This is a genomic window from Vibrio barjaei (assembly GCF_001639065.2).
GTDB lineage: Bacteria > Pseudomonadota > Gammaproteobacteria > Enterobacterales > Vibrionaceae > Vibrio > Vibrio barjaei.
Window position 1 is genome coordinate 123,398 of sequence record NZ_LQXO02000003.1, and the last position, 14,382, is coordinate 137,779.

Consider the following 14,382-nt stretch of genomic DNA (forward strand, 5'->3'; position numbering starts at 1 on the left):
GTTATCCTTGAGTGATCGCGTTCTTTATCCAGTTAATGTCATTACCTTGTTGATGAATGGCAACGACATCGAATCGAAAATCAGTATCGTAGGGCGATAAGCCGTTTTGCAGCAACCAAAGGGTGGCTGCTTTTTGTAGCTTTCGTGCTTTAGAGGGGGTCACCATCTCTTGAGCTAAGCCATACTGAGTGCTTTGACGATACTTTACCTCGACAAAGACAAGAGTGGAACCGTCTTGCATAATGAGGTCCAGCTCACCGCATTTTGCGGTGTAATTCTCCGCTAAGGCTACTAGGCCTTGTCGACCTAAATAGTCCTTAGCGAGGGTTTCGTAGTTTTTGCCAACCGCTCTTTTATTGGCTGATCGGTTGTTCCACGGCAACAGTGCCATCCGTACCTTCTTTCGTGTTAGGTGCTTGTGTCTCAGAAGCTTCCGTTACTTGAGTTGGCTTTTGACCATATACACCCCAGGAAATTTGGCGCTGTACTACACAGTCAGAATCAACGCTCAATGTGCCGGTTTGGCCATCTACAGAATAACCTTGAACGGCTTTTAACTGCGGTAACTCTTTGGTTAATGAATAAGCATCCATACCCAATGCTTGCAGACGTTTCTCTGCATTCGAGCTCTTCGGCCAGAACTTGGTCATTTGTGCGTCAAGCTGAGGATCTTGGTCAATTAGCAGAGGGATATCACTGTAGACAACACCAGTGAGATCTTCGTATTGACGTTTAGTCGTATGGCTGTGTGAATCAGCAAACAATTGCGGTTGCTTCGCATCTGGGTTAATTGCCACTTCAATAAACGGCTTGATCAACGTCAGATCCGCACTGTTAGCAACGATATAAACAGAGTCAATATCGCGGCGGCTACGTGGTTGATTCTCTAGCTTCATGCCTGTCAACGCTTCCATTTGGGCGATACGCTGCTGACTTTGCTGAAGACCGAATACATTATTGATGGTTTTTTGCAGCTGAGCGCGATTTCCATATTGTGCAATAGCGACTTTGTTGTCACTGACTTTTGCCCACTCTTCTTCAAATGCTTTCACTACGCGGTCACCGAGGTTGCCTCTTGGTGCTAGGACCAGAGGATACTCATAGTTGCCTTCAGAAAGATGAGCGGCCGCTTGCGCCACTTCTTGCTCTGGTGAAAGCGTTAGGTAACACATCATTTGTGATGGTTCTAACTCACTAGGAATATTGAGTGCGAGTGCTGGAATTGGAGTTTCCGATTGTTTTTGCGCTTGTTGCAGCTTCTCAACATTTTCTTTGATGAGTGGACCAACAATGAAGTCTACTTCATTGGCAATTAATTGTGCTTTGATATCTGCCGGAGCCGTTTCATTAGTATCGATAACGGTAAAGATGGCCTCTGGGTCGCGCTGCTCATCGTCCATCATTGCCATCATAAACCCGTCACGAACTAGCTGCGCTTGTTTCGCATATTTGCCCGTTAATGGAAGCAGTAGTGCAGTGCTGTGAGGCGTCGTGATCTCTAAACTTAAAATATCTAAGATACTTTGAGGCGTGTATTCAGCAGCGGGATGGTCAGGGTTTTCGGCCAACCAGTTCTTTAAGGTGTTTTGTAGTTGTGGAAGGCTACCACCTAACGCTTTCATGTAGGTTGCAAGCTGTAACCAGCCATCAAGAACTTCTTCTTTAGGTTCTGCGACTAAGGTTGAAAGCTGGTCAGCAGAATACTGGTTGAGGTTATTCCAAATCTCATCATTGATGCCTTGCTGCTCTTCGCGTGGAGCGAAACCTGACATGGCAATCAATTCTCGGCTAGCCTCAAAGTAGCGGCCTAATTGGGCCAGACTTTGCGCTCTTAACTCGTAGTAACGTTGCCATTGCTGTTGGGCAAGAGGCCATTCCGCAGGGAAGTTAAGTTGTAGATACGCATCCTGTGCATTGCCTTGCGCTAGGTTAAGCTCTGCACGAGCTAACTGCCATTCTGCTTGCTGAATAACGGTTAGGTTTTGTTTGGCTAGACGATTAGAAAGTCGCTTAGCTTGTTCGTAGTTGCCTTCTTGAATCGATGCCTTGAACGCTAGAATTAGCCATTCGTTAGCGAAACCACCTTGATCGGCATCGGCACGCATTAAGTACGTTTCAGAAGATGCGGTTGGAGCAAGGGTGATATCAACACTCGTTGGGGCGCTTGGCTGAGTAGAACAAGCGGCAATGGACAAAGCCAATGCAATTGGAGTCAGTAGGCGTGTTACACTATTTCTCTTTGGGTTCATCATTGCCATGAGCTCTTTAATCACTATTCGTGTAAAATCATTATATTAATCGTTGAAGTGCTGGTAAACAAATGACAAGCAACAAAACCACTTATATTGAGCAACCAACGCTCTTTATTGTACCGACTCCTATTGGAAATCTCGGTGATATCACACAAAGAGCGCTCGATGTCTTAAACAGCGTCGATATTATTGCTGCTGAAGATACTCGTCATACGGGTAAACTTTTATCGCACTTCAATATTCAAACTAGGACATTTGCGCTCCATGATCACAATGAGCAGCAAAAAGCACAAGTTTTAGTCGATAAATTGTTAGCGGGCGAATCCATCGCATTGGTTTCTGATGCGGGTACGCCACTGATCAGCGATCCAGGGTACCATTTAGTGTCTCAATGTCGTCAAGCGGGCGTTAAAGTTGTGCCATTACCTGGTGCGTGTGCCGTAATAACTGCCTTGAGCGCCTCAGGTCTACCATCTGATCGATTTAGCTTTGAAGGTTTCTTGCCTGCAAAAAGCAAAGGTCGTAAAGACAAGTTTATGGAAATTGCTAAGGCAGAGCGTACCTGTATTTTCTATGAGTCACCACATCGAATCACTGAGTCGTTGGCAGATATGCTTGAAGTCCTTGGTCCGGAGCGTGAAGTTGTATTGGCACGTGAGCTGACAAAGACTTACGAAACCATACAGGGACTGCCATTAGGTGAATTGGTTGAATGGATTGAAGAAGACGAAAACCGCAAGCGCGGTGAGATGGTTTTATTGATTCATGGATACCGCGAACCCGTGACGGACACGTTACCAGACGAGGCGACTCGAACCTTAGCGATCTTAGTTAAAGAGCTGCCATTGAAGAAAGCTGCGGCAGCAACGGCAGAGATTTATAACCTGAAAAAGAACGCATTATACAAATGGGGCTTAGAAAACCTTGAGTAATTGCTCGCGCTCCGCTACAATCCGCGCCCTGAAGTTGACTGGATAGTCGCTGCTTCGTTGACGTCCCCTTGAGCTTGTCTTGGGGGAGACTGACGGAGGGGAGGAACGTCCGGGCTCCACAGAGCAGGGTGCCAGGTAACGCCTGGGGGGCGTGAGCCCACGACAAGTGCAGCAGAGAGAAGACCGCCGATGGCTCTATTTCTTCGGAAGGAGTACAGGTAAGGGTGAAAGGGTGCGGTAAGAGCGCACCGGACGACTGGTAACAGTTCGTTGCAAGGTAAACTCCACCCGGAGCAAGACCAAATAGGCTTCCACATTGCGTTGCTCGCGTATGGAGGCGGGTAGGTTGCTCGAGCCAGTGAGCGATTGCTGGCCTAGACGAATGGCTATCACCGCTTCGGCGGATACAGAACCCGGCGTACAGGTCAACTTCACCTATTATAAAAAAACCCATTACAAATTGATTTTGTGATGGGTTTTTTGCTTTTTTATCACCTATCTTTACGTTAGGCTGAACTTAACCAGATGACGTTACTGAAGGAAATCAGTACACTTGTCTACTTTGCCTTTAGCAACTCTCGAGATCACCAATGAGCGAATCATTCCAACATATTTCGGTACTACTTCATGAATCTATCGATGGCTTAGCCATTAAACCTGACGGTATCTATATCGATGGGACGTTTGGACGTGGTGGTCACAGTCGTCAAATTCTTTCACAATTGGGTGAAAATGGTCGCCTTTATAGTATTGACCGAGATCCTCAAGCGATTGAAGAAGCGGGTAAAATCGATGACCCTCGATTCACCATTATTCACGGCCCGTTTTCTGGTATGGCAGAATATGCGGAACGCTATGATTTGGTTGGTAAAGTTGACGGTGTGTTGCTGGACTTAGGTGTCTCTTCACCACAATTGGATGATGCGGAACGTGGTTTTAGCTTTATGAAAGACGGCCCATTGGATATGCGCATGGACCCAACATCAGGCATGCCGGTTTCTAAGTGGTTGGCTCACGCTGAGCTTGATGATATCACTTGGGTTATTCGTGAGTTTGGTGAAGATAAGCACGCTCGTCGAATCGCTAAAGCGATTGTTGCTCATCGTGAAGATGAAGAGAAAGAGCCACTTACTCGTACAAGCCAACTAGCGAAGTTAATTTCTGACGCGGCACCAAAAAGCTTCAAAGAGAAGAAGCATCCAGCGACGCGTTCATTCCAAGCATTTCGCATCTATATCAACAGTGAACTTGAAGAGATCGATACGGCTTTAAAAGGAGCAGCAAGCATTCTTGCGCCAGAAGGTCGTTTATCTGTGATCAGTTTCCACTCGTTGGAAGATCGCATGGTGAAGCGTTTTATGCGCAAAGAAAGTAGAGGCCCTCAAGTGCCTCACGGTATTCCGATGACAGAAGATCAAATTCGTGCTTTGGGGAGTGCAAATCTAAAAACAATTGGTAAAGCACTTAAACCATCGGATCAAGAAGTTGAAATGAACACGCGATCACGCAGCTCTGTACTTCGAGTTGCAGAAAAACTGTAGCGGACAAGTGGATGTCTAACGAGCCAAAACACAACTTAGCCAAACTCATCGGGATAGATATTATAACGGTGGGTCGAGTACCTTTAATGGTATTGCTATTAATATTCGCGACAGCGATGGGGGTCGTCTTTGCTACTCACCATACTCGCCAGGCAATAAACCAAAAAGATGTGGCGCTCCAAGAGCGTGAAAGGCTTGATAATGAATGGCGCAACTTGCTTCTTGAAGAAAATGCGTTGTCTGAACACAGTCGAGTCCAAGCGATGGCAAAGCAAGAACTGGATATGAAGCGTCCTGATGCTGACAAGGAAGTAGTGGTTTCCCTGAAATGAAAGGCAAAAAAGTTGTAAAACCCTCCAACAAGAAGAAAAGTACACAAACTGCAGAAGCTCCAACGCTGATTGCATGGCGCTTTCGTCTCATCTTAGGTTGCGTGTTATTAATCTTCACTGCACTGGTAGCCAGAATCGGCTATATCCAAGTTATCGAACCGGATAACTTAATTAAGCAAGGTGATTTACGTTCGGTCCGCGTTAAAGCACTTCCCTCTGCCCGCGGCATTATTTCAGATCGCAATGGCGAGCCGTTGGCGGTCAGTGTTCCGGTTCAAGCAGTATGGGCAGATCCTGCTACGATATTTAAAGATAATGGTTTGGCAAAACTTGACCGTTGGCATGCCCTAGCGGATGTACTCGGTCTTGACCGACAGGCCCTTATCAACAAGATTCAGAAAAACAAAACTCGCCGCTTTATCTATCTACAGCGCCAAGTCAGCCCAGCCATGGCAAAGTACATCAAAGAGCTCAAACTCTCGGGAGTTGGACTGAAAGCGGAATCTCGCCGCTATTACCCTGCTGGTGAAGTTAGCGCACACTTAGTTGGGGTCACTGGTATTGACGGTCATGGTCTCGAAGGGGTAGAACGCAGCTATGATAAATGGCTGACGGGTGAGGCGGGTAAACGAATTATTCGTAAAGACCGTTATGGTCGTGTCGTAGAAAATATCTCGCTAGAGGAGCGTGAAGAAGGTAAGCCGCTCGAACTTACTATTGACCAGCGTTTGCAAGCGATCGCTTACCGTGCAGTCAAACAAGCCGTTGCTGATTACCGCGCGACCTCAGGCAGTGCTGTGATTATCGATGTTAAGACTGGCGGTGTGTTAGCTATGGTTAATGCCCCATCATACAACCCGAATAATCGCTCCTCTCGTCAGTCCTTTACGATGCGTAACCGGGTGATAACCGATGCGATGGAACCGGGTTCGACGGTTAAACCGTTTGTTGTGTTAGCTGCATTAGAAGCGGGTGTAGCCGATGAAAATACCGTGATTGATACCGGTAATGGCATCATGCAAATTGGTGGCAGTCGTGTTCGTGATACTTCAAAAGTTGGCAAGGCTAACTTGGCGAAGATTCTTCAAAAATCCAGTAACATCGGTGTGGCTAAGCTTGCGTTGGAAATGCCTCTGCAAGAGCTATTAGGAATGTATAGCTCGATCGGTTTTGGCCAGCTTTCTGGGCTGAACTTAGTCGGCGAAACCACTGGTATTTTCCCTAACCGTCGCCGTTGGTCTCAATTTGAAATTGCAACGCTTGCCTTTGGCTATGGTATCTCGATTACTCCACTACAATTAGCGCATGCCTATGCGACATTGGGTAATGGTGGATTATATCAACCAGTACATATCATTGAGAATAACCAGCAAGATTTATCGAAGCAGGTCATCGACCATCACTATGCGGTTGAAGTATTAAACATGCTGGAAGCGGTAACTCAACCAGGTGGTACAGCGACGCGTGCCGCCGTTCCTGGATATCGTGTTGCAGCCAAAACAGGTACATCACGAAAAGCAGCCGCTGGTGGCTATAGTGACGAATACGTAGCAATTACGTCGGGTGTTGCTCCTGTAAGTGACCCTCGTATTGCGCTTGTTGTGGTGATTAACGAACCACAAGGTGATCAGTATTATGGTGGTGCTGTTGCAGGCCCAGTATTCTCAGAAATTATGAAAGGTTCGCTGCAGATATTAAATGTAGCGCCTGATGAAAATCAGTTTCAAAAATAGGTGAAAACAATGTTGACCTCTTTGACATTGGCAAAACTGCTAAAACCTTGGATTAGCGAAATGGAAAGCTCAGTGAGCTACTTGTCACTTGATGACATAGTCGTTTCCAATTTGGAATTAGATAGCCGGGCTATTCAACAAGGCGATAGCTTCGTCGCGATCATTGGTCATACTGTCGATGGCCGTCTGTTTATCGAAAGAGCAGTGCAAGCAGGCGCTACGTCTGTGCTGGCTCAAGCAGACAGTGAGCATAAGCATGGTGAAGTGACCTATATTGGTGAAGTGCCAATTATCCATCTCTACCAACTCGATACGCTGCTTTCTGTCATCGCGGCACGCCTATATCAATATCAGCAACAAGTCATTGGTGTAACTGGGACGAATGGCAAAACCACCATCACCCAGCTTATTGCTCAATGGATTGATTTACTCGGTGATAAAGCCGCTATTATGGGCACGACGGGTAATGGCTTCTTAGATCAGCTTGAAGAGGCAAAAAACACCACAGGCAGTGCCATTGATGTACAGCGAATCTTAGCAAAGTTAGATCAGCAAGGTGCGCACTATACAGCGATGGAAGTGTCTTCTCACGGCTTAGTTCAAGGTCGCGTTGCCGCTGTGCCATTTAAGTTAGGTATTTTTACCAATCTGAGCCGTGATCATCTCGATTATCACGGCACAATGGAAGGATACGAGGCCGCGAAGAAGCTCCTGTTTACCGACCATCATTGCGAACATGCGGTTCTCAATATTGATGATGTCGTTGGTCGCCGTTGGTTGTCGGAACGAAGTGATGCCATCGCGGTGTCTGTTGAAGGACGTCAAGAGGGTGAAAGAGGGCTGTGGGCAACAACAGTAGAATACAGCGATAGCGGAATCTCACTTGAATTTGATGGTTACTTTGGGCAAGGCAATCTGCAAGCACCACTGATTGGTCAATTTAACGCTAGCAATCTCATGCTGGCGTTTGCGTCGTTATTAGCGCTCGGCTTTGATATCGAACATCTGCAACAAACTGCGCCGAAACTGCAACCAGTGCTTGGCAGAATGGAACTATTCCAAACCACTAGTAAACCTAAAATAGTTGTCGATTATGCTCACACCCCCGATGCTCTTGAAAAAGCGCTGTTGGCGTTGCGAGTACATTGTGAAGGTAAACTTTGGGTGATTGTCGGCTGCGGTGGTGACAGAGATAAAGGTAAACGACCAATGATGGCGGCGATCGCTGAACGCTTAGCTGACCACGTTATTCTTAGTGATGATAATCCTCGAAGTGAAGACCCTGCTGCTATTGTCGAAGATATGTTGGCCGGTATGAGCCAACCGCAAGCTGCTATTGTTGAACACAAACGGTTTGATGCGGCGCAGGTGGCGATGAACCAAGCTGGGGCATCGGACATTATTTTACTCGCTGGTAAAGGTCACGAAGACTATCAGGTTATTGGCACCAAAGCGGTGCATTACTCGGACAGAGAATCGGCCGCAACATTATTGGGACTTACATTATGATTGCATTAACACTATCTGACATTGCCAATATTGTTGAAGGTACGCAGAGTGGCGGTGAGATTCAAATCCAAGAAGTCACGACAGATACTCGTGCGATTCAGTCTGGAGCACTGTTTATTGCGTTAGTCGGTGAGCGCTTTGATGCTCACGATTTTTGCCAGCAAGCTGCTGATAAAGGTGCCGCCGCACTCATTGTTGAACGTCAACTGGATATTGATATTCCGCAGGTTATCGTAGCAGATAGTAAAGTTGCACTTGGCTTATTAGGGGCTGAAGTGCATCGTCGTTGTGGGACAAAAACTCTTGCTATTACTGGTAGCTGTGGCAAAACCACAGTAAAAGAGATGGTGGCGAGTATCTTATCTGGCCTTGGACAAGTGCTATACACAGCTGGCAACTTCAATAATGATATTGGTGTTCCACTGACATTACTTCGCAGCACACCACAAGATGACTTTTCTGTTATCGAACTAGGTGCGAATCATATTGGCGAGATTGCTTACACCACGGCGCTGGTGAAACCTGATATTGCCATGGTTAATAATGTGGCAGAAGCGCACCTGGAGGGCTTTGGTTCTCTTGATGGCGTGAAAACTGCGAAAGGTGAAATTTACCAGGGTCTCACAGCCAACGGGACAGCGCTGATCAATCTCGATAGTCAAGGTGAGTCGATTTGGTCAGAAGTTTTACAAGATAAAAACCTTATAACGTTCTCTAAACAAAACACTAACGCCGATTTTTATGGCGCTGACATAGCGATGTCATCAGAGGGCTATCCGTTATTTACACTGCACACACCAATCGGCAATGTCGAACTGCAGTTGTCATTGCTAGGTGAGCATAATGTGGCGAATGCCGTTGCTGCGAGTGCTTTGGCGATTCAATGTGGTGCGACCTTAGAGCAAATCAAAATAGGTTTGCAATCGCTAAGTAAGGTTAAACGTCGTGTTGATGTAGAAAAACTTACTGAGCACATTACCTTAATTGATGACAGCTATAACGCCAGTGTGCCTGCGATGAAAGCGGCGGTTGACTTGCTTGCACAGTTTAAGCAAGGGCAGCGCTGGTTGATTCTGGGTAATATGGCAGAATTGGGGCATGAAAGTCTTGCACTTCACAAAGAAGTCGGACAACATGCTGCTCCTTTCGCATTTGAACATGTTTTGACCTATGGTGAAGATGCGAAGATTATCAGTGACCTATGTGGTGGTATGCATTTTCAGAGTCACGACAGCATGCTTGAATATATCGAGCGCAATTTAACACAGCTAAACCAGACCTCTCATACCTTATTGGTGAAAGGGGCACTAAGTGCTGGCATGTACACCATTGCTAATGCACTGAAGGAGACTTACACATGATTATTTGGCTTGCGGAATTACTACAGCCATACTTTTCTTTTTTTCGACTGTTTGAATACCTGTCATTCAGAGCCATAGTCAGTGTGTTAACCGCTTTAGGGTTGTCCTTATGGATGGGACCTAAAATGATTGCTCGCCTGCAAATGTTGCAAATCGGTCAAGTTGTTCGTAACGAAGGTCCTGAATCGCACTTTAGTAAGCGCGGAACGCCAACCATGGGCGGCGTGATGATCTTGTTTGCGATTACATTAACAGTGTTGCTGTGGTCTGACTTAAGCAACCCTTATATCTGGGCTGTATTGGTTGTTTTACTTGGCTACGGCGCAGTGGGTTTTGTCGACGATTATCGCAAAGTTGTTCGTAAGAACACTGACGGTTTGATTGCTCGTTGGAAGTATTTTTGGCAGTCAGTTATCGCTCTGTTCGTGGCTTTCGCTTTATATGCTCATGGACAAGATACAGCTGCAACTCAATTGGTTGTGCCTTTCTTCAAAGACGTGATGCCGCAGATGGGACTGTTTTATATCGTCTTCACCTATTTTGTTATTGTAGGCACAAGCAACGCTGTAAACCTGACGGATGGTTTGGATGGCTTGGCTATTATGCCGACAGTACTTGTAGCGGCGGGTTTTGCGGTTATTGCTTGGGCTACGGGCAACGTTAACTTCGCTAACTACCTACATATTCCTTATATCCCATATACCTCAGAGTTGGTCGTTGTATGTACCGCAATGGTTGGTGCTGGCCTTGGTTTCCTTTGGTTTAACACGTATCCAGCACAAGTGTTTATGGGTGATGTTGGCTCACTGGCACTTGGTGGTGCACTTGGTGTGATTGCGGTGTTGGTTCGTCAAGAGTTTGTGCTTGTTATTATGGGCGGTGTATTCGTAATGGAAACGTTGTCGGTTATTCTTCAGGTAGGTTCATACAAACTGCGTGGCCAGCGTATTTTCCGTATGGCGCCTATTCACCACCACTATGAGCTAAAAGGATGGCCGGAACCACGTGTTATTGTTCGTTTTTGGATTATTTCAATCGTACTAGTTCTTATTGGATTAGCCACTCTTAAAGTACGTTAGAAACGCAGTAGGACAATCAGTTCATGGATTCTTGGCAAGACATAAAGCAAGTCGTTGTAGTTGGGCTCGGTATTACCGGGCTCTCTGTCGTTAATCATGTTAGTAAAAACCATCCTGACGTGACTGTTCGTGTGATGGACAGTCGGGAGAACCCTCCCGGTGCTGAGCAGTTGCCAGAAGGTGCAGAACTGCATGCTGGAAGCTTTAATACTGAGTGGTTGAATCAAGCAGACCTGATTGTTTGCAACCCTGGTATTGCTTTGGCAACACCAGAAATTCAGCAGGCACTGGAAAAAGGTATTCGCGTTGTTGGCGATATTGAACTGTTTGCGTGGGCAACTACCAAGCCTGTTATTGCTATTACAGGCTCCAACGGTAAAAGTACAGTGACCGACCTAACAGGGGCAATGGCCAAAGCTGCGGGTATCAATGTCGGTGTTGGCGGTAATATTGGTGTTCCTGCTTTAGATTTGCTGGAACTGAATGCCGACTTGTATGTCCTAGAATTATCTAGCTTCCAACTCGAAACAACCTATTCTCTAAAAACCAAAGTATCGACATTTTTGAATCTGTCCGAAGATCATATGGATCGCTACCATGGGATGGAAGATTATGCACAAGCGAAACGACGTATTTTCTTCAATGCAGAACATGCTTTGGTGAATCGTGATGAGCCAGAGACTTCCCCTGAGCTGGCCGGGCTTCCTGTAGCAACGTTTGGTTTTAATGAGCAAGACTTCGGTATGCGTGAAATCGACGGACAAGTCTGGCTAGTCGATAACGGTGAAACCATTATTTCCACCGACCAACTTCGTTTGGTTGGCAAGCACAATTGGTCCAATGCGCTGGTGGCCTGTGCATTGCTCAAACTGAGCGGTATCAACTACCGAAAAGGTTTGGCGTGTTTGGCTGCGTACACTGGTTTGAGTCATCGTTGCCAAGTGGTTGCAGATGAAAAGGGCGTCAAGTGGGTGAATGATTCCAAGGCTACAAACGTGGCGAGCACACTTGCGGCGTTATCTGGCTTAACCTTAGAGGGTAAACTGTATCTTTTGGTAGGTGGCGTTGGCAAAGGCGCTGACTTTTCTGAGTTAGCCAAACCACTGTCTGAGCTGAATGTGAAGTTGTGCTGTTTTGGGAGAGATGGTGAGGAGTTCATGGCCTTGCATCCATCGGCGGTTCGATATGACACGCTCAACAATGTCCTAACCGATATTACACCCGAACTGCAAAAGGGTGATATGGTTATGTTATCTCCAGCTTGTGCAAGCTTTGATCAGTTTGCCAATTTTATGGCTCGTGGAGATGACTTTACCCAGCTGGCTCAGCAATTTTCAAAACAAGTTAGTTAAACGGACTCGCTACTATGTTCCATCAATTTCGACAAAGGGTAACAGGTTGGTTTTCACATCCAGCTCCTGATGCCCTCTACGATAGACAGTTAGTGTGGTTAGCGTTTGCATTGATGATTACCGGCTTGGTTATGGTAACATCGGCTTCTTTTCCTATTAGTTCAAGACTCACTGACCAACCATTCCACTTCATGTTTCGACATGCGATTTTCTTGGTGCTAGCGCTTGGGACATCGTCCATTGTTCTGCAAGTTCCAACGGAAAAATGGTTTCGTTACAGTACTTATTTGCTTGCGCTGTCGATATTTCTTCTGGTCGTCGTATTGGCCGTCGGGAAGTCGGTTAATGGTGCTTCGCGCTGGATCCCTCTTGGGCTCTTTAACCTGCAGCCCGCTGAAGTCGCTAAGTTGTCACTGTTCATTTTCATGTCGAGCTATCTAGTTCGCAAGCAAGATGAGGTAAGGCAATCCTTCTTTGGCGGCTTTATCAAACCTATCATGGTGTTTACTACCTTTGCTATTTTGTTGCTTGGTCAGCCTGACTTAGGAACCGTGGTGGTAATGTTGGTGACCCTATTTGGTATGCTGTTTATAGCGGGCGCAAAGCTGTCTCAGTTTATCGCGTTATTGGTAGCTGGTGTTGGTGCGGTTATTGCCCTGATCTTGGTGGAGCCCTATCGTGTTCGCCGAGTGACATCTTTCCTTGACCCATGGGAAGACCCTTTCGGAAGTGGCTACCAGCTAACACAATCATTGATGGCGTTCGGCCGCGGTAATTTGATGGGGCAAGGGTTAGGTAACTCGGTGCAAAAATTGGAGTACCTGCCTGAAGCGCATACTGACTTCGTATTTGCGGTTTTAGCTGAAGAGTTAGGTTTTATTGGTGTGCTTCTCGTGTTGATGTTGGTGTTTGCTTTGGTGATTAAAGCTCTGTACATCGGCAAGCGTGCCTTTGAGAAGAAGCAACTGTTTGGGGGCTATCTCTCTTTTGCCATCGGAATTTGGTTTGCTTTTCAAACGTTAGTCAACGTTGGTGCTGCCGCTGGTATGGTTCCTACCAAAGGTTTGACATTGCCCTTAATCAGTTATGGTGGCTCCAGTCTTATAATTATGTCCGTTGCGGTGTCGATACTGCTACGTATCGACCACGAATGCCGTCTGTTACCAGACATAGATGAACCTACACCTCAGGAAGCGCCTCCTGAGAAAGACAAGAAAAAAGCCAAAGATGAAAAAGAATAAACGTTTGATGGTGATGGCTGGTGGTACTGGTGGTCACGTGTTTCCAGGGCTTGCTGTTGCGCATCGACTACAAGAACAAGGTTGGGAGATTCGCTGGTTAGGAACGGCTGATCGTATGGAAGCCGACTTGGTTCCCAAGCATGGTATTGAGATCGATTTCATTAAAGTGAAAGGTCTTCGAGGACAAGGAATTACCAAGCTTATGAAAGCGCCATTTCAGATATTTAGCGCTATATTACAGGCTAGAAAGCACCTAAAAAAATGGCAACCGGATGCCGTGCTAGGCATGGGTGGTTATGTGAGTGGCCCTGGTGGTATTGCGGCTTGGACCATGGGCATTCCAGTTGTATTACACGAACAAAATGGTGTAGCGGGATTAACCAATCAATGGTTGTCGAAAATTGCCAAGAAAGTATTCCAGGCGTTCCCTGGTGCATTCCCTAACGCTGAAGTAGTTGGGAACCCAGTAAGACAAGATTTAATTGATACTGAAGAACCGCAACAGCGACTTGAAGGCCGCGAAGGTGATATTCGTATTCTTGTCATGGGTGGCAGTCAAGGTGCACGTATTTTAAACCAAACGCTACCTCCCGTAATGGCAAAGCTTGGTTCAGGCTACACAATCCGTCATCAAGCGGGTAAAGGTAATAGCGAAGAAGTGGCTGAGCTATATCGTTCCAATGCAGTTGACAATGCAGACGTTACTGAGTTTATCGACGATGTTGCCCAAGCCTATCGTTGGGCTGACCTAGTAATTTGTCGCTCTGGTGCTTTGACTGTCTCTGAACTAGCTGCGGTCGGCGTAGGCGCAATATTTATTCCATTTATGCACAAAGATCGGCAGCAAGCACTTAATGGTGATCACCTAGTGCACAGTGGCGCTGCCTATATGATTGAACAGCCGGATTTAACGGTAGAAAAATTGGCGCAACAGGTAAAACAGCTCGATCGACTGCAACTACTAGAGCTTGCGAAGAATGCACGAAAAGCCGCTAAACTTGATGCAGATACACGCGTCGCCCAAGAAATTATCGAATTAACAAAATAGAT

At 46.4% G+C, this 14,382-nt stretch carries 12 protein-coding genes and 1 other RNA gene; 11 read left to right on the top strand and 2 right to left on the bottom strand.

Going from position 1 to position 14,382, the window contains the following annotated elements; genetic code table 11:
• Position 1: 1 nt before the first annotated feature.
• A complete protein-coding gene (locus tag AWH66_RS00580; RefSeq protein WP_063606591.1) occupies positions 2 to 391 on the bottom strand; it encodes a YraN family protein in 390 nt (129 codons plus the stop codon).
• Positions 354 to 2,258, bottom strand: coding sequence for a penicillin-binding protein activator (locus AWH66_RS00585; protein ID WP_240495579.1), 1,905 nt, complete (start codon positions 2,256 to 2,258; stop codon positions 354 to 356). The genes AWH66_RS00580 and AWH66_RS00585 overlap by 38 nt, the downstream gene beginning before the upstream one ends.
• Positions 2,259 to 2,320: 62 nt before the next feature.
• Between AWH66_RS00585 and rsmI the strand changes: the two genes are divergently transcribed.
• From rsmI to murG, 11 genes are all read left to right on the top strand, one after another.
• On the top strand, positions 2,321 to 3,184 hold the full coding sequence (gene rsmI / locus AWH66_RS00590) for a 16S rRNA (cytidine(1402)-2'-O)-methyltransferase (protein WP_006072698.1): 864 nt from the start codon (positions 2,321 to 2,323) through the stop codon (positions 3,182 to 3,184).
• Positions 3,185 to 3,214: 30 nt separating this feature from the next.
• Positions 3,215 to 3,621: RNase P RNA component class A (gene rnpB / locus AWH66_RS00595), an RNA gene on the top strand.
• A 153-nt stretch (positions 3,622 to 3,774) separates the two neighbouring features.
• Positions 3,775 to 4,725, top strand: coding sequence for a 16S rRNA (cytosine(1402)-N(4))-methyltransferase RsmH (gene rsmH, locus AWH66_RS00600; RefSeq protein ID WP_063606590.1), 951 nt, complete (start codon positions 3,775 to 3,777; stop codon positions 4,723 to 4,725).
• An 11-nt stretch (positions 4,726 to 4,736) separates the two neighbouring features.
• On the top strand, positions 4,737 to 5,057 hold the full coding sequence (ftsL, locus tag AWH66_RS00605; RefSeq protein WP_063606589.1) for a cell division protein FtsL: 321 nt from the start codon (positions 4,737 to 4,739) through the stop codon (positions 5,055 to 5,057).
• Positions 5,054 to 6,790, top strand: coding sequence for a penicillin-binding transpeptidase domain-containing protein (locus tag AWH66_RS00610; protein WP_063606588.1), 1,737 nt, complete (start codon positions 5,054 to 5,056; stop codon positions 6,788 to 6,790). The genes ftsL and AWH66_RS00610 overlap by 4 nt, the downstream gene beginning before the upstream one ends.
• A gap of 9 nt (positions 6,791 to 6,799) precedes the next feature.
• On the top strand, positions 6,800 to 8,299 hold the full coding sequence (gene murE, locus AWH66_RS00615; RefSeq protein WP_063606587.1) for a UDP-N-acetylmuramoyl-L-alanyl-D-glutamate--2,6-diaminopimelate ligase: 1,500 nt from the start codon (positions 6,800 to 6,802) through the stop codon (positions 8,297 to 8,299).
• Positions 8,296 to 9,660 carry a UDP-N-acetylmuramoyl-tripeptide--D-alanyl-D-alanine ligase gene (locus tag AWH66_RS00620; RefSeq protein ID WP_063606586.1) on the top strand — a complete coding sequence of 455 codons (1,365 nt, stop codon included), beginning with the start codon at positions 8,296 to 8,298 and terminating at the stop codon, positions 9,658 to 9,660. The genes murE and AWH66_RS00620 overlap by 4 nt, the downstream gene beginning before the upstream one ends.
• The gene (gene mraY, locus AWH66_RS00625) at positions 9,657 to 10,739 is read left to right on the top strand and encodes a phospho-N-acetylmuramoyl-pentapeptide-transferase (protein WP_062459874.1); all 1,083 of its coding nucleotides are present in this window, start codon (positions 9,657 to 9,659) and stop codon (positions 10,737 to 10,739) included. The genes AWH66_RS00620 and mraY overlap by 4 nt, the downstream gene beginning before the upstream one ends.
• Positions 10,740 to 10,762: 23 nt before the next feature.
• The gene (gene murD, locus AWH66_RS00630) at positions 10,763 to 12,091 is read left to right on the top strand and encodes a UDP-N-acetylmuramoyl-L-alanine--D-glutamate ligase (RefSeq protein WP_006072712.1); all 1,329 of its coding nucleotides are present in this window, start codon (positions 10,763 to 10,765) and stop codon (positions 12,089 to 12,091) included.
• A 14-nt stretch (positions 12,092 to 12,105) separates the two neighbouring features.
• Complete coding sequence (ftsW, locus tag AWH66_RS00635) at positions 12,106 to 13,332, top strand: cell division protein FtsW (protein WP_006072713.1); 1,227 nt, start codon at positions 12,106 to 12,108, stop codon at positions 13,330 to 13,332.
• On the top strand, positions 13,319 to 14,380 hold the full coding sequence (murG, locus tag AWH66_RS00640; RefSeq protein WP_031494213.1) for an undecaprenyldiphospho-muramoylpentapeptide beta-N-acetylglucosaminyltransferase: 1,062 nt from the start codon (positions 13,319 to 13,321) through the stop codon (positions 14,378 to 14,380). Before ftsW ends, murG begins: the two co-directional genes overlap by 14 nt.
• Positions 14,381 to 14,382 lie beyond the last annotated feature (2 nt).

Excerpts from the sequence above, each read along its gene's own strand:
- AWH66_RS00580 (WP_063606591.1), bottom strand. The coding sequence starts at position 391 with ATGGCACTGTTGCCGTGGAACAACCGATCAGCCAATAAAAGAGCGGTT.
- AWH66_RS00585 (WP_240495579.1), bottom strand. The coding sequence starts at position 2,258 with ATGGCAATGATGAACCCAAAGAGAAATAGTGTAACACGCCTACTGACT.
- rsmI (WP_006072698.1), top strand. The coding sequence starts at position 2,321 with ATGACAAGCAACAAAACCACTTATATTGAGCAACCAACGCTCTTTATT.
- rsmH (WP_063606590.1), top strand. The coding sequence starts at position 3,775 with ATGAGCGAATCATTCCAACATATTTCGGTACTACTTCATGAATCTATC.
- ftsL (WP_063606589.1), top strand. The coding sequence starts at position 4,737 with ATGTCTAACGAGCCAAAACACAACTTAGCCAAACTCATCGGGATAGAT.
- AWH66_RS00610 (WP_063606588.1), top strand. The coding sequence starts at position 5,054 with ATGAAAGGCAAAAAAGTTGTAAAACCCTCCAACAAGAAGAAAAGTACA.
- murE (WP_063606587.1), top strand. The coding sequence starts at position 6,800 with ATGTTGACCTCTTTGACATTGGCAAAACTGCTAAAACCTTGGATTAGC.
- AWH66_RS00620 (WP_063606586.1), top strand. The coding sequence starts at position 8,296 with ATGATTGCATTAACACTATCTGACATTGCCAATATTGTTGAAGGTACG.
- mraY (WP_062459874.1), top strand. The coding sequence starts at position 9,657 with ATGATTATTTGGCTTGCGGAATTACTACAGCCATACTTTTCTTTTTTT.
- murD (WP_006072712.1), top strand. The coding sequence starts at position 10,763 with ATGGATTCTTGGCAAGACATAAAGCAAGTCGTTGTAGTTGGGCTCGGT.
- ftsW (WP_006072713.1), top strand. The coding sequence starts at position 12,106 with ATGTTCCATCAATTTCGACAAAGGGTAACAGGTTGGTTTTCACATCCA.
- murG (WP_031494213.1), top strand. The coding sequence starts at position 13,319 with ATGAAAAAGAATAAACGTTTGATGGTGATGGCTGGTGGTACTGGTGGT.